This window comes from Mycobacterium sp. 1245499.0, from assembly GCF_001673615.1.
Lineage (GTDB): Bacteria > Actinomycetota > Actinomycetes > Mycobacteriales > Mycobacteriaceae > Mycobacterium > Mycobacterium europaeum_A.
In genome coordinates this window covers 1-21,233 of record NZ_LZMG01000405.1, presented here as the reverse complement: position 1 = coordinate 21,233, position 21,233 = coordinate 1, and the positions used below count along the sequence as shown (strand labels likewise).

The 21,233-nt window shown below is 67.8% G+C and carries 17 protein-coding genes and 1 riboswitch; of the genes, 11 read left to right on the top strand and 6 right to left on the bottom strand.

From position 1 onward, the window contains the following. The 3 genes from A5646_RS25485 to A5646_RS25475 all read right to left on the bottom strand — a co-directional run. Nucleotides 1-600, bottom strand: a 600-nt coding sequence (locus tag A5646_RS25485) for an AMP-binding protein (RefSeq protein ID WP_231998473.1), incomplete at its 3' end; no start/stop codon positions are given. Between the two features lie 21 nt (nucleotides 601-621). Next, complete coding sequence (locus tag A5646_RS25480) at nucleotides 622-1,362, bottom strand: GntR family transcriptional regulator (RefSeq protein WP_066865372.1); 741 nt, start codon at nucleotides 1,360-1,362, stop codon at nucleotides 622-624. Next, a complete protein-coding gene (locus tag A5646_RS25475) occupies nucleotides 1,362-2,972 on the bottom strand; it encodes an SMP-30/gluconolactonase/LRE family protein (protein ID WP_082984852.1) in 1,611 nt (536 codons plus the stop codon). Before A5646_RS25475 ends, A5646_RS25480 begins: the two co-directional genes overlap by 1 nt. 218 nt (nucleotides 2,973-3,190) lie before the next feature. Here A5646_RS25475 and A5646_RS25470 point away from each other — a divergent pair, with 218 nt between their 5' ends. The 8 genes from A5646_RS25470 to A5646_RS25435 all read left to right on the top strand — a co-directional run bounded on the left by A5646_RS25470 (nucleotide 3,191) and on the right by A5646_RS25435 (nucleotide 14,860). Further along, nucleotides 3,191-4,045 carry an SDR family NAD(P)-dependent oxidoreductase gene (locus A5646_RS25470; RefSeq protein ID WP_067025191.1) on the top strand — a complete coding sequence of 285 codons (855 nt, stop codon included), beginning with the start codon at nucleotides 3,191-3,193 and terminating at the stop codon, nucleotides 4,043-4,045. Continuing rightward, nucleotides 4,045-5,445, top strand: a complete 1,401-nt coding sequence (locus tag A5646_RS25465; protein ID WP_066865366.1) for an SRPBCC family protein — start codon at nucleotides 4,045-4,047, stop codon at nucleotides 5,443-5,445. The genes A5646_RS25470 and A5646_RS25465 overlap by 1 nt, the downstream gene beginning before the upstream one ends. A gap of 8 nt (nucleotides 5,446-5,453) precedes the next feature. After that, on the top strand, nucleotides 5,454-7,301 hold the full coding sequence (locus A5646_RS25460; protein WP_067025185.1) for an NAD(P)/FAD-dependent oxidoreductase: 1,848 nt from the start codon (nucleotides 5,454-5,456) through the stop codon (nucleotides 7,299-7,301). Continuing rightward, nucleotides 7,298-8,248 carry an SDR family NAD(P)-dependent oxidoreductase gene (locus tag A5646_RS25455; protein WP_067025182.1) on the top strand — a complete coding sequence of 317 codons (951 nt, stop codon included), beginning with the start codon at nucleotides 7,298-7,300 and terminating at the stop codon, nucleotides 8,246-8,248. The genes A5646_RS25460 and A5646_RS25455 overlap by 4 nt, the downstream gene beginning before the upstream one ends. Before the next feature lie 13 nt (nucleotides 8,249-8,261). After that, on the top strand, nucleotides 8,262-9,455 hold the full coding sequence (locus tag A5646_RS25450; protein ID WP_067025179.1) for a CaiB/BaiF CoA-transferase family protein: 1,194 nt from the start codon (nucleotides 8,262-8,264) through the stop codon (nucleotides 9,453-9,455). Nucleotides 9,456-9,458: 3 nt separating this feature from the next. Beyond that, the gene (locus A5646_RS25445) at nucleotides 9,459-11,171 is read left to right on the top strand and encodes a thiamine pyrophosphate-binding protein (RefSeq protein ID WP_067025176.1); all 1,713 of its coding nucleotides are present in this window, start codon (nucleotides 9,459-9,461) and stop codon (nucleotides 11,169-11,171) included. A gap of 28 nt (nucleotides 11,172-11,199) precedes the next feature. After that, on the top strand, nucleotides 11,200-12,627 hold the full coding sequence (locus A5646_RS25440) for an aldehyde dehydrogenase family protein (protein ID WP_066877957.1): 1,428 nt from the start codon (nucleotides 11,200-11,202) through the stop codon (nucleotides 12,625-12,627). A 238-nt stretch (nucleotides 12,628-12,865) separates the two neighbouring features. After that, on the top strand, nucleotides 12,866-14,860 hold the full coding sequence (locus A5646_RS25435) for an acyltransferase family protein (RefSeq protein WP_067025173.1): 1,995 nt from the start codon (nucleotides 12,866-12,868) through the stop codon (nucleotides 14,858-14,860). A 3-nt stretch (nucleotides 14,861-14,863) separates the two neighbouring features. Here A5646_RS25435 and A5646_RS25430 read toward each other — a convergent pair whose 3' ends face one another. Next, the gene (locus A5646_RS25430) at nucleotides 14,864-15,523 is read right to left on the bottom strand and encodes an O-methyltransferase (protein ID WP_066877953.1); all 660 of its coding nucleotides are present in this window, start codon (nucleotides 15,521-15,523) and stop codon (nucleotides 14,864-14,866) included. A gap of 100 nt (nucleotides 15,524-15,623) precedes the next feature. Continuing rightward, nucleotides 15,624-15,906, top strand: a riboswitch (M-box (ykoK) riboswitch). A 238-nt stretch (nucleotides 15,907-16,144) separates the two neighbouring features. On the opposite strand from A5646_RS25430, the gene A5646_RS29270 reads away from it, so the two are divergent. Both A5646_RS29270 and A5646_RS25425 read left to right on the top strand, forming a co-directional pair. Next, complete coding sequence (locus tag A5646_RS29270) at nucleotides 16,145-16,360, top strand: hypothetical protein (RefSeq protein ID WP_156765711.1); 216 nt, start codon at nucleotides 16,145-16,147, stop codon at nucleotides 16,358-16,360. A gap of 124 nt (nucleotides 16,361-16,484) precedes the next feature. Further along, complete coding sequence (locus tag A5646_RS25425) at nucleotides 16,485-18,293, top strand: NRAMP family divalent metal transporter (protein WP_067025170.1); 1,809 nt, start codon at nucleotides 16,485-16,487, stop codon at nucleotides 18,291-18,293. Here A5646_RS25425 and A5646_RS25420 read toward each other — a convergent pair. Next, nucleotides 18,285-19,229 carry an NADP-dependent oxidoreductase gene (locus A5646_RS25420; RefSeq protein WP_067025167.1) on the bottom strand — a complete coding sequence of 315 codons (945 nt, stop codon included), beginning with the start codon at nucleotides 19,227-19,229 and terminating at the stop codon, nucleotides 18,285-18,287. The genes A5646_RS25425 and A5646_RS25420 overlap by 9 nt on opposite strands. Nucleotides 19,230-19,409: 180 nt before the next feature. On the opposite strand from A5646_RS25420, the gene A5646_RS25415 reads away from it, so the two are divergent. Then, complete coding sequence (locus A5646_RS25415) at nucleotides 19,410-20,018, top strand: hypothetical protein (protein ID WP_066877950.1); 609 nt, start codon at nucleotides 19,410-19,412, stop codon at nucleotides 20,016-20,018. 11 nt (nucleotides 20,019-20,029) lie between these two features. Here A5646_RS25415 and A5646_RS25410 read toward each other — a convergent pair. Next, nucleotides 20,030-21,233 (bottom strand): thioester reductase domain-containing protein (locus A5646_RS25410; protein ID WP_156765710.1); only part of this gene is annotated, 1,204 nt, incomplete at its 5' end.

Sequence of the window (21,233 nt, the reverse complement as noted above, 5' to 3'; positions counted from 1 at the left end):
CAGCACGCCTTTAGGGCGACTCGTGGTGCCCGACGTGTAGAGCACCATGCGCACGGAGTCGGGATCCAGCGCCGGCAGCGCAGCGGCGTCGGAGGGCGGCTGCTGCAGCAGTGACCCGTACGGTGTGTGCGGACCGGCGTCACCGCGCAGCACCACCACCTCCGGCGCGCTGCTCATTGGCGTCGTCACGCGTTCGATCATCGCCGCGTAGTCGTGGCCGCCGTAGTTTTGCGGGACGAAAAGCAGTGCGGTGCCGGCATCGTCGAGGATGAAGCGCAGGTCGTGGTCGCGCAGCGACGGCAGGATCGGGTTCACCACCATCCCGGCGAGGGTTGCGCCCAGGTAGATGACGGCGGACTCGTGCCAGTTCGGCAGCATGAACGACACGACGCTGCCCGTCGGCATGCGCGCCGACAGGGCGACCGCGAGCGCGTTGGCCTGGGCGTAGAGCGTGGCGCAGTCCATCCGAGTATCGCCGTCCACCAAGGTGATTCGCCGGGGAGAGGCCTGGGCGGCCGCGCGCAGCGCGTCGGCCAGCGTGGTGTGCACCCATAAGCCGCGCCGGTATGCCTCCGACGCATAGGGCGCGTGGGCCCTCACCGCGGCCTCATCCGGGGCGGCCTATTCATCGACGCGACGCATGGTCATCGCGTACCGAAACCTCGACGACAGGTGGGTGTTGATCGTCACCTGGGCCACCTCACCGTCGGAGGTCGTGTAGGTGCGCCGCATCTGCAGCGCGGCCGTCCCCGCTTCCGCACCGAGTCCGTCGGCCAGTTCGGGTGACAGCAGGACGGCGGCGATCTCCTGGTGCAACTGGGCGACGCTCACGCCGAACAGATCCTCGATCAACGGAAAGATCGGGCCGACGTGGCGCTGCAGCAGCCTGCCGACGGCGGCGAAACTGCGGTTGATGTAGTACTCCGTTCGGCACATCGGCACCGACGCGCCGTCGGCCTGCCGATAACCGCGCACCGACAACCACTGGGAGCCGGCCTCGAGACCGGTGCGAGCGGCGAGCTCGTCATCGATCGTCACCATCGCGTTGGATTCGATGGTCAGTTGCGCGCCGGCAGCGAACGCGAGCAGGTCGTCGATCGACAGCGCGTCCTGGGCATAGGAACTCGACGCCGGCCGGGGTACCACCCGGGTGCCCGCCCTCGGCCGGGATGCGACCAGATTGTCCTCGCGCAGCCGGCGCAGTGCCTCGCGGATGGTGTAGCGGCTCACCGCGAAGCGCTCGCACAGCTGGTGTTCGGTGGGCAATTGCGACCCCACCGGGTAGACGCCGTCGACGATCTCCTTGCGCAGCGTGCGCGCGATCTGGAGGTAGCGGTGGTCGCCGGCCACGGCCTGGGGCATCAGGGACCGCCCGGGGTCGGGCGCAAGGCCAGCACGCTGCCGTCGCCGTCGGCCGAGACGTACAGCGTCCCGTCGCCCGCGGCGGTGATGCCGGCGAACGGGCCCTGCGGCCCGGAGAACGGCGGCATCCCGCGCAGCGGTTTGGGCGTCACACCCGGCGGGGGACCAACCGGCAGACCGGATGCGATGGTTCGCCGCGCGTTGGTGCTCAGGTCGAACGCGACCAGCTCCTTGGCGCCGGCGTCGACGACGTAGAGCACTTCTCCGCGGACCAGAATGCCCTGGGGCCGTTGCAGATCGGCGACGACCGTGTCGGGGCTCGAGCCGTTCACCCGCACCACCCGGCCGGCTCCGGCCTCCGCCACCAGGGCGGACCCGTCCGCGCCGATCGCGACGCCGACCGGGTCGCGCAGCCCGGTCGCCAGCACCTCGACGCCGCCGGACTTCCATGACAGCACTCGCCCGGTGCCCAGCTCGGCGAACACCACACCGCCCGGGCTCAGGGCCACACCGTAGAGCTGGTCGAAACCGTCTGCGAGCACATCCGTTTCGTTGGCCTCCGGCCGATACCGGCCGACTTGGCCGCCGGAGGTCGTCACGACGAACTCACCGGGCCCGCTCGCCGCAATGCCGCGCAGGAATCCGGGGTATCCGGGGCTGAACAACATCCCGGCGGTGTGCAGGGACCCGTCGGGCAGGGCGACGTAGAAGTACGTGCCGTCGGCGATGTAGAGCTGCCCGTCGTGGCCCACCGCCAGATCGAGCGGCCAGTTGAGGCCGCCCGCCAGTACGGATTGCGTTGTGCCGTCCGGGTATATCTCGGTGATCTCGCCGGTGAAGTTGGAAACGAACAACCGATCGCCGACGAAGGTGCAGTTGTCCAGCCCCGGGTTCAGCTGGGCGATCAGGCGCTGTTCGCCGCTGCGCGGATCGATGCGCAGCACCTGTCCGGTTGCCACCTGCGTCGAGACGATGTGGCCCTGGGCGTCGAACTTGACCGAATCGGGCACACCGAGACCGGTTGCCACGCATTGCGGTTCGCCCCCGTCGGGGTCGACGCGCCAGATTTCGTTGGCCCCCATCACCGGGAAGTACAGCAGCCCGTCCGGGCCGACCTCCATCGCGTTCGGTGAGGGCACGTTCTCCAAGAGCACCCGTGGTGGCCCGCCAGCCAGGTCGAATTCCAGCAGCCGTCCGCCTTCACGGCATTCACCGATGAACAACCGGTCCCGATAAAAGGTGATCCCGTTGGCCGACGGCACGTCGTCGCGCAGGACGCGCGTTCGGCCGCCGGTGTCGCGCACGCTGACCCGGCCGTCCATCACCTCGGTGGCGTAGAGGTTGCCGGCGGCGTCGAACGCGACGTCGTCGGGCGCCACGATGTCGCCGCCCTTGGGGCTGGCGGTCACCAGTTCCCCGGTGCGGTGGTCCAGCGCGCTGATCTGGCTGCCGGTCACCTGGGCGATGTAGATGCGACCGTCCGGGCCGGTGCGCAGACCGTTGGCTCCGAAGAGCCGGCTGGGCGCGGTGACCCGTTCGAGCTCCCAGCCCTCGGCGACGTCGATGCGATGCGCCATCGGGTACCGCGATGGCTGCGTTGAGATGGGCATGGCTCGCCGAGGTCCTTCCGTCAGCCGTTTGGCTGGACGCTATCAATTCCCCCTAGTCCAGACAATAGCCGCCAAAGCGCGGCGAACCGACCTTGACAGCGAAGTCCACCGATCGGAATAGTGTTCTCCAACGGACAGAATGCGATATTTTGTCCGGACAAAAGATCAATGATCCCGCCCTGGGTGGCGCGACGCCCGGCGGCAGGGGAAAGCAGGTCATGGCGGATCACGGGGATCTCCTAGGACTCGACGGGCGCGTCGTCGTGGTTTCCGGCGCCGGTGGCGGTGGCATCGGCACGACCGTCACGGCCATGACCGCCCGGGCCGGGGCCACCGTGATCGCGGTGAGCCGGTCGAAGGAAAACCTCGACGAACACATCGCCCCGCTGGCACAGCAGGGCCTGCCCGTGCTGCCCCTCGCCGCCGACGCGTCGACCGACGAGGGCATCGCCGCGGTGCTCGACCACGCGCGCCGCGCCGGCGGCGACCTGTACGGGCTGGTCAATGTCGCCGGCGGCGCCGAGCCGTCGACGTGGATGCCGTCCACCCGGGTGGCGCGCGGTGACTGGCGCAAGATCTTCGCCGACAACCTCGAAACGGCCTTCTTCATGAGCCAGGCCGTGGCGGGCGAGCTCGTCGCGCAGCACCAGCCGGGATCGATCGTGTCGATCTCCTCGATCAGCGGCATGAACACCGCGCCGTTCCACATCGCCTACGGCACGGCCAAGGCCGCGATTGTGGCGATGACCCGCACGATGGCACTCGAGTTGGCGGTGGCTGGCATTCGGGTCAATGCCGTCGCGCCCGGCGTCACCGAGACGGCGGCCTCGCGCACGTACGTCGACGAGGATCCCGATCGCGACCGGCAGGCGATCGCAATGGGCCGCCGCGGCCGGCCCGAAGAGCAGGCCGGCGCCATCCTGTTCCTGCTCTCGAAGATGTCGAGCTACATCACCGGCCAGACGCTGCTCGTCGACGGCGGGCTGGACCTCAAGTGGAGCCACCTCGGCGCAGACAACACTTCGCTATTCCTCAAGGACGAATCCTTCCGCGCGGCAATCAGGAGGATGTGATGACCGATCTGGCCAAGGGCGCGAATCCCGAAGCGCCCGAGGAACTCTCGGCACCGATGACCATCGGCGTGGAGGCCTACATCTCCGAGGACTACGCCCGCGCCGAGCGGGACAAGCTGTGGCGCAAGGTATGGCAGCAGGTGGGCCGGGTCGAGGAGCTGCCGGAGGTGGGTAGCTACTTGACCTACGACATCCTCGACGATTCGATCATCGTGGTCCGCACCGGCGCAGCAGAGTTCCACGCGCACCACAACGTGTGCATGCACCGCGGCCGCCGGCTGATCGACACCCCCGACGGCGCCAAGAACGCCTGCGCGCGTACCCGAAAGTCGTTCGTCTGCGGCTTCCACGGCTGGACCTACGGCCTGGACGGCGCGTGCACCCATATTCGCGAACAGCAGGACTGGCAGGGCACGCTCACCCCCGACAACACCCACCTGCGTCCGGTGCGGGTCGATACCTGGGGTGGCTGGTTGTGGATCAACATGGACCCCGACTGCGAGCCGCTCGCCGATTTCCTGTTCCCCGCCGCGAAGATCCTCGACCCGTTCGGGCTGGAGAACATGCGCTACAAGTGGCGCAAGTGGCTCTCGTTCGATTGCAACTGGAAGGTCGCGCTGGAGGCCTTCAACGAGACCTACCACGTCTACACCACACATCCCGAGTTCAACAGGTTCGGCGAGTTCAAGGGGTGGGCGAAAGCCCAAGGCAAGCACAGCCACATCGGCTATGACGCGCCCGAGGACATGGAGGCCACCAAGTCCAAGATCCGGCTCGGCATCGGCGCCGATCCCCGCGTGTCGACCGCCGAGATGCAGGTGTACACGATGGAGGAAACCAACGCCACCACCACCCAGACGCTGGTGAACGCCGCCAAGCGACTGGTCGACGAGCTGCCCGAGGGGACACCGGCCGACAAGGTCCTCGAGCACTGGCTGGCCTCGGCGCGCCGCGACGACGAGGCCCGCGGCGTGATCTGGCCGACGATCCCCGCCGACATCCTGGGGCAGGCCGGGACCGCATGGCAGATCTTCCCGAACTTCCAGATCGGCCAGGGCCTGACCAGCGCGCTGTGCTACGGCGCGCGACCGCATCCCAGCTACAACCCGGACAAGTGCATCTTCGAGGTGTCGGTCTTCGAGCTGTACCCCAAAGGCCAAGAGCCGCAGACGGAATGGGAATACACTCCGGTCGGGGACCCCAGGTGGCGATCGGTGCTGCCGCAGGACTTCTCCAACATGGCCGCCGTGCAGCAGGGCATGAAGTCTTTTGCCTTCCCCGGCACCAAGCCCAACCCGTACCGCGAGCGCAGCACGGTCAATCTGCACTACCAGTTGTCGAGGTACATGGGCACCGGTGAGCCCCGAGAGCTTTCAGACAAGGAGCGCCCCCAGGCATGACCCCTGAGATGGAAAAGCACCAAGACGGTTGCGGGCCCACCCAGACACCCGAGGACGTCGACATCGACGCGCTGCGCGAGAAGTACGCCCGGGAGCGCGAAAAGCGGCTGCGCAAGGAAGGTTCCAAGCAGTACATCGAGTTGGAGGACGACTTCGCCGGCTACTACGAAGTCGACCCGTACACACCCGTGTCCCCGCGCGAGCCGATTCGCGAGGACATCGACGTCGCGGTGCTGGGCGGTGGCTTCGGGGGCCTGCTGTCGGCGGCCTACCTCAAGAAAGCGGGCGTCGACGACGTCCGCGTCATCGAACTCGGCGGCGACTTCGGCGGCGTCTGGTACTGGAACCGTTACCCCGGCATCCAGTGCGACAACGAATCATACTGCTACATACCACTTCTCGAAGAGCTAGATTTCATGCCGTCGAAGAAATTCGCTGACGGCGCCGAGATCTACCAGCACTGCCGCAACATCGGCAAGCACTTCGGCCTCTACGATTCGGCGATCTTCTCCACCCAGGTCCGCGACCTGCGGTGGGACGAAGAGATCAAGCGCTGGCGGATCAGCACCAACCGCAACGACGACATCCGCGCCCGCTTCGTCGTGCTGGCCTCGGGCCCGTTCCACCGCCCGAAGCTGCCCGGCATTCCCGGAATCAAGGACTTCAAGGGCCATGCGTTCCACTCGTCGCGGTGGGACTACGACTACACCGGCGGCGACACCAACGGCAACCTGCACAAGCTCGCCGACAAGAAGGTCGCCGTCATCGGCACCGGCGCCACCGCGATCCAGATCGTCCCGTTCCTAGCGCGAGACGCCCAGCACCTCTACGTTTTCCAGCGCACCCCCTCGACGGTCGACGAGCGCAACAACGCGCCCACCGACCCGGAATGGGTGAAGACCCTGCGGCCGGGCTGGCAGCGGGAGCGCCAGCGCAACTTCCACTCCTGGACGTTCGAGGGCATGGCGCTGGGCCAGCCGGATCTGGTGTGCGACTTCTGGACCGAGCTCGGACGCAACACCGCCGCCCGGGTGCTCGCCCTGCCCGACCCCGCGGCCATGACGCCCGAGCAGTTCATGGCGATTCGGGAGGAAGAGGATTACAAATTGATGGAGCGGCTGCGCCGCCGCATCGACGCTCTGGTCGAGGATCCGCAGACCGCCGAGGCGCTCAAGCCCTATTACCGATTCCTGTGCAAGCGGCCGCTGTCCAACGACGAGTACCTGCCGATGTTCAACCGGCCCAACGTCACCCTCGTCGACGTCTCCGATTCCAAAGGCGTGGAACGCATTACCGAAAAGGGCTTGGTCGCCAACGGTATCGAGTACGAGGTCGACTGCATCATCTACGCCAGCGGCTTCGAGATCACCACCGAGATCAGCCGCCGCTACTCGATCGAGGCCATCCAGGGACGCGACGGGCTGTCGCTGTTCGACTACTGGAGAGACGGCTACAAGACGCTGCACGGGATGACCAGCCGAGGATTCCCCAACCAGTTCTATACCGGCTTCACCCAGGTCGGCATCTCCGCCAACATCGCGGCCAACTACGAGCTGCAGGGCGAGCACATCGCCTACATCATCGCCGAGGCGCTGAAGCGCGGAGCCACCACCGTGGAACCCAGCCAAGCGGCGCAGGAGCAGTGGTGCGCGACGATCCGGGAAACCGCGATCGACAATTCGGCGTTCGACGCCCAGTGCACGCCCGGCTATTACAACAACGAAGGCGGTGGCGGGGGCGAGGGGATCCGGTCGCACCTGGGCGAGCCGTACGGCCCCGGCTTCTACGCGTTCGAGGACCTGTTGCGGGTCTGGCGCGACAAGGGGGAGCTGGAAGGGTTGGTGCTGGGCGCTTGACCGAAACCGTTGCGCCCCAACTTCGATTCGACGACCGCGTCGCCGTGGTGACCGGCGCGGGCCGCGGGCTGGGCCGTGCGTACGCGCAGCTGCTCGCCTCGCGGGGGGCCAAGGTGGTCGTCAACGACGCCGGCGGCGGCCTCGACGGCGAGGGCGCCGACGCCGGCCCGGCCGAGCAGGTGGTCGGGGAGATCACCGCGGCCGGCGGCGAGGCGGTCGCCTGCGGCGCCTCGGTGGCGACCCGCGACGGCGGCCAGGAGATCATCGCGACCGCGCTCGAGCACTACGGACGCATCGACATATTGATCCACAACGCCGGCAACGTCCGCCGTGGCTCGCTCAAACAGATGAGCTACGACGACTTCGACGCCGTGCTCGACGTGCACCTGCGCGGCGCGTTTCACGTTGTGCGGCCCGCCTTTCCGCTCATGTGCGACGCGGGCTACGGCCGCGTCGTGCTGACGTCGTCGATCGGGGGGCTGTATGGGAACCACGACGTGGCCAACTACGCGGCGGCCAAGGCCGGCGTGATCGGGCTGGCCAATGTCGTCGCGCTGGAGGGTGCCGCGGAGGGGGTGCGGTGCAACGTGATCGTGCCGGCCGCGGTGACGCGCATGGCCGAGGGCATCGACACATCGGCCTATCCGCCGATGGGCGCGGAACTCGTTGCGCCGGTGGTGGGATGGCTTGCGCACGAGTCTTGTTCGGTAACCGGTGAACTGTTCATCGCGCTGGCGGGTCGGGTGGCGCGGGCGGTGATCGCCGAGAGCCCGGGAGTGTGCCGGCCGGCCTGGAGCATCGAAGAGGTCGGCACCCACCTGGACGCGATCCGATACGCCGAGGCACCGCTGATTTTCCCGGTCGTCCCCGACGGACACAACGAGCACATCCGCTACAGCTTCGAGCTGGCTCAGAGGTTAACCGATCAAGGAGCGCTCAATGGCTAGCCCGACCGGCCCGATGGCGGGGCTGCGCGTCATCGACCTCACTGCGATGGTGATGGGGCCGTACTGCACGCAGATCATGGCCGACATGGGCGCCGACGTCATCAAAGTCGAACCCCCGCAAGGTGATAACACCCGCTACATCTCGGTGGGCCCCGCCCCGGGCATGAGCGGGGTGTTCGTCAACGTCAACCGGGGCAAGCGCAGCGTGGTGCTGGACCTGCAAACCGACGCCGGCGCCGGCGCGCTGCGCGCCCTGGTCGAGACGGCCGACGTGTTCATCCACTCGATGCGGGCCAAGGCGATCGCCAAGCTCGGTTTCGGCTACGACGACGTCGCCGCGATCAATCCCGCTGTCGTCTATACCAATTGCTACGGGTATGGGCGCCGCGGACCCGATCGCGACCGCCCCGCCTACGACGACACCATCCAGGCCGAATGCGGCCTGCCCGCGGTGCAACAACAGTTGACCGGCGAGGCCGACTACGTCGGCACCATCATGGCCGACAAGATCGCCGGGCTGACGGCGCTGTACGCGACGACGATGGCGTTGTTCCATCGCGAACGCACCGGGCAGGGGCAAGAAGTCGAGGTCGCCATGTTCGAAACCATGGCCTCGTTCATGCTCGTCGAACACGCCAACGGCGCCCTGTTCGACCCTCCGCTCGGGCCGGCGGTGTACCCGCGCACCGTGGCGCCCAACCGCCGCCCGTACCGCACCAGCGACGGCCATATCGCCGCGTTGATCTACAACGACAAGCACTGGAACGCGTTCATGAAAGCCGTTCAGCCACCGTGGGCCAGCGAGCTGTATGCCACGCTGGAGCAACGCGCCCGCGAGATCGACACCGTCTACGGGCTGGTGGCCGAGACGATGAAGGAGCGGACCACCGCGGAGTGGCTGGCGCTGCTTCGTGAACTCGAGATACCGGCCGCGCCACTGAACACGCCCGAAGCGCTGTTCGACGACCCGCATCTGAACGCCGTCGGCATGTTCGAGACGGTGGACGGCCCGCACGGGCCGGTGCGGTTCCCGGGGGTGCCCACCTGGTTCTCGCAGACACCGGGTCGGGTCGCGGGGCCGGCACCCGAACTCGGCGCACACACCGCAGAGGTGCTCGCCGAAATCAGCGCGAGCAGACAGAAAATCGCACGAAATGGCGTGCCAGACGATGACTTTGCGTCTGCTCGCGACGGAAAGGAACTCTGAACGATGGCCGTGCCCGTCTACAAACGCATTCTCGACCTGCTCGAGGCCGAGGGCGTGAACACCCTGTTCGGCATCCCCGACCCGAACTTCGTGCACATGTTCGCCGAGGCGGACGCGCGGGGGTGGTCGGTGGTGGCTCCGCATCACGAACTGAGCGCCGGGTTCATGGCCGAGGCGGCGTCGCGCATGACCGGTAACCCCGGCCTGTGCATCGGCACGCTGGGCCCGGGCATGGCGAACATCGCCGGAGCGATCCAGTGCGCGCTGGTGGAGAACTCGCCGGTGATCTTCCTCGGCGGGCAGCGCGCCCGGGTGACCGAGCGCCGAGTGCGGCGCGGCCGCATCCAATTCGTCCAGCAGGAACCGCTTTTCACCGCGTCGGTGAAGTACAGCAGCTCGATCGAGTACGCCGACCAGACCGACGAGATCATCCACGAGGCCATCCGCAGGGCCATGTCCGGCACGCCCGGTCCGACCTATGTCGAGTTCCCGTCGCACGTCATCCTCGAGGAGCTCGACGTCGACGCCGCCCCGCCACCGTCGGCCTACCGGCTGGTCAACCAGGGCGCCGGCACCCGCGAAGTGGCCGAGGCCGTCAAGCTGATCCGGGCGGCGCAAAGCCCGATCCTGTTGGTCGGCCATGGCGTGCACACCTCCCGCACCCAGCAGCAGGTCAAGGAGCTCGCTGAGCTGATGGCGTGCCCGGTGATCCAGACCTCCGGCGGCACGTCCTACATCCCAGGGCTGCAGGAGCGCACGTTCCCCTACCTGTTCTCGCCCGCGGCCAACGAGGCCGTCGAGGAATCCGATTTGTGCGTCGCGCTGGGCACCGAGCTCGGTGAGCCGATGCACTACGGCCGGACCCAGCACTGGGCCGCCAACAACGCGAACCGCAAGTGGGTGTACGTGGAGCAGGATCCGGCCGCCATCGGCGTCAACCGCCCGGTCGACGTGGCGCTGGTCGGCGATCTGCGCGGTGTGGTGCCGCAGCTGGTGGACGCGCTCAAGGATGGCCCGCGCAAGCCCGCGCCGGGGCTACAGGCTCTGGTCGAAAAGGATGCGAAAGAGCTTGCGGACGTGGCCGAGTCGGCGCCGTCCGGCCGGTCACCGATCCACCCGGCCCGCTACGTCGTCGAGGCCACCAAGGCGTTCAACGAACTCGACGACGGCATTCTCGTGCGCGACGGCGGCGCGACAGTGATCTTCCAGTGGACCTACTCGCAGTCCAAGCCGCGCGACGTGATCTGGAACCAGAACTTCGGCCACCTGGGCACCGGCCTGCCGTACGCCGTCGGGGCGTCGGTCGCCGAGGGTGGCAAGCGCCCGGTGATGCTGCTGACCAGCGATTCGGCGTTTCTGTTCCACATCGCCGAGCTGGAAACCGCCGCGCGGCAGAATCTTCCGCTGGTGTGCGTGGTGGGCGTCGACCACCAGTGGGGCCTGGAGGTGGGCGTGTACAAGCGCACCTTTTCCCAGCCGTCGCCGCAGCCCGGTGTGCACTGGAGCAAGGACGTCCGGATGGACAAGGTCGCCGAGGGCTTCGGCTGCCACGGTGAGTACGTCGAGAAGGAATCCGAGATCGGCCCGGCGATCGCCCGCGCCTACGCCAGTGGCAAAGTCGGCGTGGTGCACGTATGCATCGACCCGAAGGCCAATTCCGAGGAGATGCCCAAGTACGACCGATTCCGGACCTGGTACGCCGAAGGCACTCAGTAGGGCCCGCAGGAGAAAGAGGATCGATGTCATGCGCGAATACCTGAAGTTCTACATCGACGGACAGTGGGTCGACCCGGTGCGGCCCAACACTTTCGACGTGGAGAACCCGGCGACCGAGCAGGTGTCCGGGAAGATCTCGCTGGGGTCGGCCGCCGATGTCGACGTGGCGGTCAACGCCGCCCGGCGAGCCTTCACCGGCTGGTCGCAAAGCACCCGCGAACAGCGCCTGGACCTGTTGCAGGCGATCCTCGCCGAATACCAGAAGCGCGCGGACGATCTCGCGCAGGCGGTCACCGAGGAAATCGGCGCCCCGCCCTCGCTGGCCGCCGGGCCGCAGGTCTTCCTCGGGATCGGGCATCTGACCACGGCCATCGACGTGCTGAAGAACTTCCCGTTCTCCGAACAGAAGGGCGCGACCCTGATCGCCAAGGAGCCGATCGGCGTCTGCGGTTTGATCACACCCTGGAACTGGCCGATCAACCAGGTCGCGGTCAAGGTCTACCCGGCGCTGGCGACAGGCTGCACCGTCATTCTGAAACCGTCTGAGGTGGCGCCGTATTCGCCCTACATCTTCGCCGAGATCCTGGACGCCGCAGGCGTGCCGGCCGGGGTGTTCAACCTGATCAACGGCGACGGCGCAGGCGTGGGTGTGGCCCTGGCGAGCCATCCCGACATCGACATGGTGTCGTTCACCGGGTCCACCCGCGCCGGTGTCGAGGTCGCCCGGAACGCCGCGCCCACGATCAAGCGAGTAACCCAGGAGCTCGGCGGCAAAAGCCCCAACATCGTCCTCGACGACGGTGGCTTCGCCGACGGCGTGCGGGCCGGCGTGGCCAACATGATGCCCAATTCCGGGCAGAGCTGTAACGCGCCGTCGCGCATGCTGGTGCCGAATTCCCGGATGGACGAGGCAATTAGCCTCGCGCGCGAAGCCGCCGAACAGATCGCGGTGGGCAACGGTGCGGCGACGGCGATCGGGCCGGTGGCGTCGAGGACTCAGTTCGAGAAGGTTCAGCGCCTGATCCAGCAGGGCGTCGACGAGGGCGCGACCGTGGTCGCGGGCGGCCCCGGCCGGCCGGCCGGACTGGACAAGGGTTACTACGTCAAGCCGACCGTCTTCGCGCACGTCACCAACGACATGACGATCGCCCGCGAGGAGATCTTCGGGCCGGTGCTGTGCATCCTCGGCTACGACGACCTCGACCACGCCGTCCAGATCGCCAACGACACCGAATACGGTCTGGCCGGCTTCGTGTCGGGGGCCGACCTGGACACCGCGCGCGAGGTCGCCCGCAAGATCCGCGCGGGTTGGGTGACGATCAACCACGCCTTCGACATGAACGCGCCGTTCGGCGGCTATAAGCGCAGCGGCAACGGTCGCGAGTGGAGCGAGTTCGGCTTCCACGAGTACCTGGAAGTCAAGAGCACCCTGGGCTACGCGCCCGACGAGGCCTGACGCGTCGGGCCGAAACCCGAACGCAGCACGACAGAAAACACCTCGCGTGTCCTCCACGTGATCCGGCGGGCCCGCCTCTAGGCTGGCTTGCTGAACTCAACAGGAGGGGCAGCGACGTATCGGCATCAACCATGGCGCCGGGCGAGATGGTAGTTACGGCGCGCTGACAGAAAGCACCGAGCCGGGCGGGTCCCACCCCGCACCGGCTCGTCGTTCTCGGCCCCGATGGGTCGCCCCCGTGCGCCGGGTCGGCCGGCTGGCGATCTGGGACCGGCCGGAGCGGGCCAGCGGAATCCCGGCACTCGACGGGCTGCGCGCGATCGCCGTCGCGCTGGTGCTCATCGGGCACGGCGGCATCCCCGGCGTCACAGGCGGATTCATCGGCGTCGACGTGTTTTTCGTACTCAGCGGTTTCCTGATCACCTCGTTGCTGCTGGACGAGTTGGGGCGCAGCGGTCGCATCGAGTTGACCGGCTTCTGGATTCGGCGCGCGCGACGATTGCTGCCCGCACTGGTGCTGATGGTGCTCACCGTGGCCGCGGCCCGCCAGCTGCTGCCCGACCGGTCGCTGACCGGCCTGCGCGACGACGCCATCGCCGCCTTCGTGTGGATGGCGAACTGGCGCTTCGTCGCCCAGAAGACGGACTACTTTACCCAGGGCGCCCCGCCCTCGCCGCTGCAGCACACCTGGTCCCTGGGGGTGGAGGAGCAGTACTACTTCGTGTGGCCGGTGTTGCTCATCGCGGTCACCCTGTTGCTCGCCGCGCGCGCGAGGCGGCACTCGCGCCGAGCCACGGTCGGCGGCGTGCGGTTCGCCACGTTCCTGATCGCCACCGTGGGCGCGCTGGCCTCCGCGGCGGCCGCGATCGTGATGACGTCGGACGGCACCCGCGACCGGATCTACTTCGGCACCGATACCCGCGCGCAGGCGTTGCTGGTGGGCGCGGCGTCGGCCGCCCTGCTGGTTCGGGACTGGCCGTCGATGAACCGCGGCTGGTGCATGATTCGCACCCGGTGGGGTCGTCGGGTGGCCCGAATCCTGCCGGTGCTCGGTCTGGTGGGACTGGCGGCGGCGACGCACTACGCCACCGGCGCCAGCGGCGAATTCCGGCACGGCTTGCTGATCGGGGTCGCGGTGGCGGCCGTGATCGTGATCGCACCGGTCGCGCTCGAGCAGCGCGGGCTCGTCGCCCGGTTGCTCGCGGTGCGCCCGCTGGTGTGGCTGGGCACCATCTCCTACGGCGTGTACCTGTGGCACTGGCCAATCTTCCTGGCGCTCAACGGCGAACGCACCGGGTGGACCGGGTTGCCGTTGTTCGCCGTGCGGTGCGGGGCCACGCTGGTGGCGGCCGCGGTGTCGTATTGGCTGCTCGAACAACCCATTCGGTGCTGGCGACCGGCACGGGTGCCATTGCTGCCGCTGGCGGCCGCGACGGTGGCCAGCGCCGCCGCGGTGACGCTGTTGGTGGTTCCGGTGGGCACCGGGCCCGGTCTGCGTGAGGTCGGTCTGCCGCCCGGTGTCTCGGCGGTCGCGGCGGTCTCGCCGTCAGCGCCCGGCCCGAGCCGGCCCCGAGATGCCAACCGGCCGTTCACCGTCTCGGTGTTCGGGGACTCCATCGGGTGGACCTGGATGCACTACCTGCCTCCGACGCCGGGGTTTGCGTTTCTGGATCACACGGTCATCGGATGCAGCCTGGTGCGCGGCACTCCCTACCGCTACATCGGCCAGACCCTGGAACAACGGTCCGAGTGTGACGGCTGGCCGATCCGCTGGTCGAGGCAGGTCAGCCAGGACCAGCCGGACGTCGCGCTGCTGGTCATCGGCCGCTGGGAGACGGTGGACCGGGTCAACGAGGGGCAGTGGACCCACATCGGCGACCCGACCTTCGATGCCTACCTCAATGGTGAGCTCCAACGGGCGCTGACCATCGTCGGCGGCACCGGTGTCCACGTGGTGGTCGCCACCGTCCCGTACAGCCGGGGCGGGGAAAAGCCGGACGGCCGCCTGTATCCGGAGGACCAGCCGGATCGGGTCAACCTGTGGAATGCCATGTTGCGCAAGACCGTGAGCCACCATCCGAACGTCGCGATCCTCGATCTGAACAAGAAGCTGTGTCCCGACGGGGTCTACACCGCCAAGGTCGACGGCATCAAGGTGCGCAGCGACGGCGTCCACCTCACCCCCGAAGGGGTGAAGTGGCTGACGCCGTGGCTCGAGGAATCGCTGCGGTAGCCGCTAACCGCTTGTGCGGCAGCTGATTTCCATGCTGTCGCTGTCGCGTACCTGGAAGTTGAAGCTCACGTAGCCGTTGTCGGGGTTGCGCACCCGGTCCAGATAGGGCGCCATGTCGGCCGAGCTGGCGTTGTCGGCGATCACCAGCACCCCGGGTGACAGGCGCGGTTCCAGCAGTTCGAGCACGGGCAGGTACAGGTCTTTCCAGCCGTCGAGTAGGACGAAGTCGACCGGTCCCGGCAATTCCGCCAGCGTGGACAGCGCATCGCCTTCGAGGATGGTGATGACGTCATCCAAGCCGGTCTCGGCGAACGTCTGCTTGGCCGCGGCGATCTTGGTGTCGCTCAGTTCGGTGGTCACCACCCGGCCGGTGCCGTTGTCGCGCACCGCGGCGGCCAGGTGTACGGCGGAAATGCCGAAGGACATCCCGAATTCGACGACGGTGGCCGGGCGGGTGGCCCGGATCAGTGAATACAGCAGCCGGCCGGCTTCCGGTGTTACCGGAATGTAGAACTCGCTCATCGCATCGGCCCGCTCCTGCGCGGTCATCGGCCGATCGAAGGTGCCGCGCCGCTCGCGCAACAGCGACATCTGCTTCTTCGACTCGGCATACATGCGGTCGAGTACCGATGCGACCCGGGCATCCTGCAACGTTGTGGTCATGGCAACGAGCCTAGGCGCGCAGCCTGAGCGGGCGCTGGGAGTGCGGTGGCGGTTGTTACGCGTTTGACGAGCCTGCGACCACGGTGTCACTATGGACCCGCAAGCACCTCGGTAGGTGAGGCGTCTGCATGGATACAGGCCACTGACCCCGAACGTCGAGAGACGCCCCGGGTCAGGACAGCTCTTCCCGGACTAAGGGTTGAGCCCAAGTGGCTTCTGGACTGGGAGCGATCGCAAGCGCGGCGAAGCCGGGCGATGCGGGTCGCGACCAATGATCTGGGAGCGATCGCAAGCGCGGCGAAGCCGGGCGATGCGGGTCGCGACCATTGATTTGGGTCCGGATACGCCGTGCAGTGCCGAAGCTCCGTCGAGAGGGGTGCGACCCGCGGCGTGTGCCGCGGGCCATTCCTGCCTCTCTCGTTCAGGTGAACGTGGTGACACCCGCGTGTGTCTTGGCCGTGAGGAGGTGAGGGCGAGATGAGTCCCGGCGATAGTCCCTATCCGAAATCCGTCTTGTCCCGATCCGGTTCCGGCATTTCTTTCACCGCCTGACCCTCGCCTGGTCCCGCGCGGCTGAACCGCCATGCCGATGCCGATCGGTCCCTTCGGCAGGAGAATATCATGGCTTTTGTTGTTACCCAACGTTTTTCCGTTGCGTCCAGGATGCGTGGACGGTCCATGCTGCGCGCTGGCAGGTTGTTGGCCAACAGGTTGCACCTGCGGGCCGGCCTGACGCCGCAAGAGCGGGCCAACCTGTACGTCTCGAGGATGCCCATCGCGGTGGTCACCGCGTCGCTGGGTGGCCACGCCTCGGGTTCCGACAGCAACCACCGCTGAACCACTGCCTCGGCGACGGGCGTCACAGCGCCGCCCGTCGCCGTCGGCGCGCTGAGTGCCGCAACCACGACCGTGTCCATCCGCTCCCTCCTGGCGCGAACCTGTTCGAGATAGCGAGGATTCGATGACTTCGATCCACACCGGCGGCGGTCGCCGGGCCCCGGCGCCTGGCCGGACCCCTACCGCGCCGGAAAGCGCAGCCCCCGGCGCCGCAGGCGCTACCGTGCTGGATTCCGCGCACGCCGGCGACATCGTCGGCGCGTTCGGGCGCATCCGGCGCGACGGGACCGGCGCGTACGGGGCGTTCAGCGGACGCTGGCGGCGCCTGCGGACACTGGCGGTCATCACCGGTCCCGGACTGATCGTCATGGTGGGCGACAACGACGCCGGTGGCGTCGCCACCTACGCGCAGGCCGGCCAGAACTACGGCATGGGCCTGTTGTGGACGCTGGCGCTGCTGATTCCGGTGCTGTACGTCAACCAGGAGATGGTGCTGCGATTGGGCGCCGTGGCGCGGGTTGGCCACGCGCGCTTGATCTTCGAGCGGTTCGGCAAGTTCTGGGGCGCCTTCAGCGTCGGGGACCTGCTGATCCTCAACGCCTTGACCATCGTGACCGAATTCATCGGTGTGTCATTGGCTCTCGGCTTCCTGGGCTGCCCGAGGATCGTCGCCGTCCCGGCCGCCGCCGTGCTGCTGTTCGCCGTGGTGGCCGGCGGATCGTTCCGCCGCTGGGAAAGGTTGATGTTCCTGCTGATCGCGGTCAATGTGCTGATCATCCCGCTGGTGGCGCTGGTGCATCCGACCCCGAAAGTCACCGCCGCCGGCCTGATCCCGCAATTTCCCGGTGGGCTCAACTCGACGGTGCTGCTGCTGGTGGTGGCGATCGTGGGCACCACGGTCGCGCCATGGCAGCTGTTCTTCCAGCAGTCCAACGTGGTGGACAAGCGCATTACCGCCCGCTGGATCCCTTATGGCCGAGCGGATCTGGCCATCGGAATCGTCGTGGTGATGGTCGGTGCGACGGCGCTGATGGCGGTGGCGGCGTTCGGAATGGCCGGGACCGCCGACGCGGGTCACTTCACCGATGCGGGGGCGGTCGCCTCGGGGTTGTCCCAGCACCTGGGTCGAACGGTCGGGGTGCTGTTCGCCATCATCCTGCTGGATGCGTCGCTGATCGGCGCCAACGCCGTCGGGCTGGCGACCACCTATGCGGTCGGCGATGCCATGGGTAGGCGGCACTCGTTGCACTGGAAGATCAGCGAGGCCCCGCTGTTCTACGGGGGTTACGCGCTGCTGCTCGGGGTCTCGGCGGCGATCTCGTTCAGCCCCGATCACATCCTGGGCCTGGTGACCCAGGGTGTGCAGGCATTAGCCGGCGTGCTGCTTCCCTCGGCGACCATCTTCCTGGTGCTGCTGTGCAACGATCGGGCGGTGTTGGGGCCCTGGGTTAACACGGTGCGGCAGAACATCATTGCGTGGACCATCGTGTGGTGTCTGGTGCTGCTCTCACTGGCATTGACGGCGACCACCTTCTTCCCCGGTCTCGCGACCGGCACCATCGAGGCGGGGCTGGCGGCCGGCGCGGTCCTCGGCATCGTCGGCGGCGCGGTGATGATCTTCGCCGGGCGGCGACACCGAAACCCGACCGAGGCGGAGGCCATCGTGCGCACCCTTGGGGGTGGCCTGGATCCAGGGGAGGTGGACGAACTCGAAGATGCCGCCTCGCTGAGGCGCGCCGAGCGGCGCGCGATACTTCGCCAGGACCGCGCGAGCTGGCAGACCCCCAACCTCGCCTTGCTCGATCGGCCGGCGATGTCGCCGATGCGCCGGGCGGGGCTGTTCACCCTGCGGGGTTACCTGGTGGTGGCGGTCGCCTTCGTCATCATCAAGATCGTGCAGGCCGGCGTCGTCGGCCCGGCCGCGTCACTGTGAGTTGGTCGGCAGCAGAACGATTTTCCCGTGGGTGTGCCGCCGCTCGAGCTCGGCGTAGGCGTCGGCGAGCCGGTCCAGCGGGTAGGTCGCGGCGATGTCGAACTCGATGACGCCGGACACGATCAGCTCGGCCATCTCGGCGAGCACCTCGGGCGTCGAGGCGTCCATGCTGCCCTCGGTCTTGGCGCCCACTTCACCGGCCTTCTCGAAGGAGATGATGGTGTCGATCCGCTCGGGCGCCACGCCGAGGTCGACGGCCAGCTGGACGTAGTCCGGGCCGAAGAGATCGATGAAGGCGTCGATCCCGTCGGGCGCCGCCGCGCGCAGCCGCTCGGCGAGTCCGTCACCATAGGCGACCGGAATGACGCCACGCGAGCGCAGCCAGTCGGCGTTGCCCGGCCCCGCGATGCCGAGCACCCGGGCCTGACGCAACACCAGAAGCTGCACGACCAGGCTGCCCACCCCGCCGGCGGCGGCCGACACCGCGATCGTCTCGCCCCGTTGCGGCGCCACCGCGCGCACGGCCGCATAGGCCGTCGCACCGACCACGTAGAGCGAACCCGCTGCCTCCCAACCGAGTTGGGGAGGCTTGCGGATCAACTGCCCCACCGGAACCGCGGTGTGCGTGGCGTGGCTGGACCGGCGCATGCTGAACCCCAGCACCTCGTCGCCGACCGAGAACTCGGTGACACCGGCCCCCACGGCGGAGACGACGCCGGCGAGGTCGCTGCCCTGGCCGGAGGGAAAGGTAGCCGGGAAGATCTCGTGCATCGCCCCGGACCGGATGCCGGCCTCGCCGGGGTTGATCCCCGCGGCGCGCACTTCGACGACCACCTCACCCGGGCCGGGGGAGGGCATCTCGATGTCCGCCACGTACAACACCTCGCGCCCCCCGTACCGGTCGAACCGTACTGCGCGCGCCGCTGCGGCCGTCATACCGATCTCCTTCTGCGCGAGGATGCTGTCACCCCCGCCAGCATAGGCACGTCAAAGTGCTACCCCCGGGCGCCGAGTGGGCATATGTTCGTAGCAAGCCTGGGTTACACCACCATTTCGCCTGCGGTGTCGGGAGCCGCGGTACAGGCCGGATACCGATGACACGTGGGAGGGACACGCGTGGGAGTTGATCGGATCGGCATCGCCGGCTGTGCCGTTGCCGTCATCGTGGCGGGGGCCGCGAGCGCCGGATGCGGTGGCGCCGACAAGGCCGCACCACCGTCTTCGAGTTCGCCCACGTCGACCAGTTCCAGCGCGGTCACCGGCCCGCCGTCGGGCCAGCCCTCGGATTACGGCTTCCTGTTGATCAAGCCGAACGACGTCGGTGGCGGTCTGACCGCGCCCCAGTCACCCATGCTCAACCCCAACAACGCGCCGGGAGTCGCGCAGCTGTTCGCCAACGCCGACAGCAGCCGCCGGTTGTGGGACACCATCGTGATCGCCGCCGACCCGTCGGCGGCAGCGGCCGAATTGGCCACCACCCAAGGCAGTTACAACGGCAAGGTGAGCGGGACCTGGGCACCGCTTGCCGTCGGCGCCAACGGGGTGACCATTGCGGGCACCTCACCGGACAACTCCCAGGCGATGACGGTGTTGGTCTTCACCGAAGGCAAGGCCCTGGTCACGCTGGAATTCGACAGCGCGCCCAACGATCCGCTCGATCCGGCGGTCGCCCTCGACATCGGTCGCAAGCAGGATGCCGCGATCAAACACGGGCTCCCCGGCTAGCTCAGGCGTCGTTACACCAGGCCCAGTAGGCCCAGATCCGCGACGTACTTGTCGATCAGCGCCGCCGACAGGTGTGGAATATCTTGGTCTGCACCGATTTTCGCGGCCCGCACGGCCGCACGGAACACGTCGGTGGGGGCCGGCGCGCCGCGCAATGGTGTCTCCGGCTTGCGGTACGCGTCCAGCAATGGCAGCACCGAATGCTGACGCTGCTTGTCCGGCAAGGCGCGGATGGCCGTCGTGAACCGGCTCAGCCATTCGTCGTAGTCGTCGATGCGCCGGATGTCGTGCCCGGCGGCGATCAGCCAGTCGACGAACACATCCAGTGAGACGCCGTCGTCGTGCGGGTTCATCACATCGAAGGACCGATACGTCCCGGAAGCCTCAGCGGCCGTGGCGATCTGCTCACCCAGCGTGGTTACGGCTTCGGCCACGAAGTCGGCGGGCAGCCCGTCGTAGTGGGCCACCGCCCGGTTTCCGTGTGGATCGGTCTGGTAGAAGGAGGCCGGCGCGATGCCGGTGATCAACAAGCTGAACAGCAACCGGGTGAACGCATCCGGCACGTTCAGCTGGCCGGCATACCGGCTGTGCGCCAGGATCATGTCGGACCGGAACACGGCGACCGGCAACCCGCACAGGTCGTGCGCCTCGCGCAGCAACACCTCGCCGGCCCACTTGCTGTTCGCGTAGCCGTTCGCGTAACTGTCGTCGACCGGCCGTAACGCACTCACGGTGCGGATGTCACCATCCTCGGTGAACGTGGACGGATCGACCGACAGCGCCACCGCGACGGTCGACATGTACGTGACGGGTTTGATCCGGGTCGTCAGGGCCAGCCGAATCAGCTCGGCGGTGCCCACCACATTGGGGCCGAAGAGTTGGTCGTACGGCAGCACGTGGTTGACCAGAGCGGCCGGATGCACGATCAGGTCCACAGTTTGCGCGAGGCGCTCCCAGGTCGGCTGCGCCAACCCAAGTTTGGGTTCGCCGATATCGCCGACGATGACCTCGAGATGGTCGGCGGCCAGGGCGCGGAACCGCTCCAGCAAGTGCGGATCTCCGCTGTCGAAGACACCCTCCAGCCGTTTGGCGGCGGCCGAGGCGTCCGCGGCGCGAATGATGGAGATCAGTTTTCCGCCGGTTCCGGCTAGCCGCTCGAGCCACTCCAGGAGCAGGAATCGCCCGAGATAACCATTGGCGCCGGTCAGCAGGACG

What these genes read in the sequence shown, in the direction of transcription:
- A5646_RS25420 (WP_067025167.1), bottom strand. Translation starts at nt 19,229, where the DNA reads ATGACGGCCGCAGCGGCGCGCGCAGTACGGTTCGACCGGTACGGGGGG.
- A5646_RS25430 (WP_066877953.1), bottom strand. Translation starts at nt 15,523, where the DNA reads ATGACCACAACGTTGCAGGATGCCCGGGTCGCATCGGTACTCGACCGC.
- A5646_RS25480 (WP_066865372.1), bottom strand. Translation starts at nt 1,362, where the DNA reads ATGCCCCAGGCCGTGGCCGGCGACCACCGCTACCTCCAGATCGCGCGC.
- A5646_RS25440 (WP_066877957.1), top strand. Translation starts at nt 11,200, where the DNA reads ATGCGCGAATACCTGAAGTTCTACATCGACGGACAGTGGGTCGACCCG.
- A5646_RS25465 (WP_066865366.1), top strand. Translation starts at nt 4,045, where the DNA reads ATGACCGATCTGGCCAAGGGCGCGAATCCCGAAGCGCCCGAGGAACTC.
- A5646_RS25450 (WP_067025179.1), top strand. Translation starts at nt 8,262, where the DNA reads ATGGCGGGGCTGCGCGTCATCGACCTCACTGCGATGGTGATGGGGCCG.
- A5646_RS25445 (WP_067025176.1), top strand. Translation starts at nt 9,459, where the DNA reads ATGGCCGTGCCCGTCTACAAACGCATTCTCGACCTGCTCGAGGCCGAG.
- A5646_RS25425 (WP_067025170.1), top strand. Translation starts at nt 16,485, where the DNA reads ATGACTTCGATCCACACCGGCGGCGGTCGCCGGGCCCCGGCGCCTGGC.
- A5646_RS25470 (WP_067025191.1), top strand. Translation starts at nt 3,191, where the DNA reads ATGGCGGATCACGGGGATCTCCTAGGACTCGACGGGCGCGTCGTCGTG.
- A5646_RS29270 (WP_156765711.1), top strand. Translation starts at nt 16,145, where the DNA reads ATGGCTTTTGTTGTTACCCAACGTTTTTCCGTTGCGTCCAGGATGCGT.
- A5646_RS25460 (WP_067025185.1), top strand. Translation starts at nt 5,454, where the DNA reads ATGGAAAAGCACCAAGACGGTTGCGGGCCCACCCAGACACCCGAGGAC.
- A5646_RS25475 (WP_082984852.1), bottom strand. Translation starts at nt 2,972, where the DNA reads ATGCCCATCTCAACGCAGCCATCGCGGTACCCGATGGCGCATCGCATC.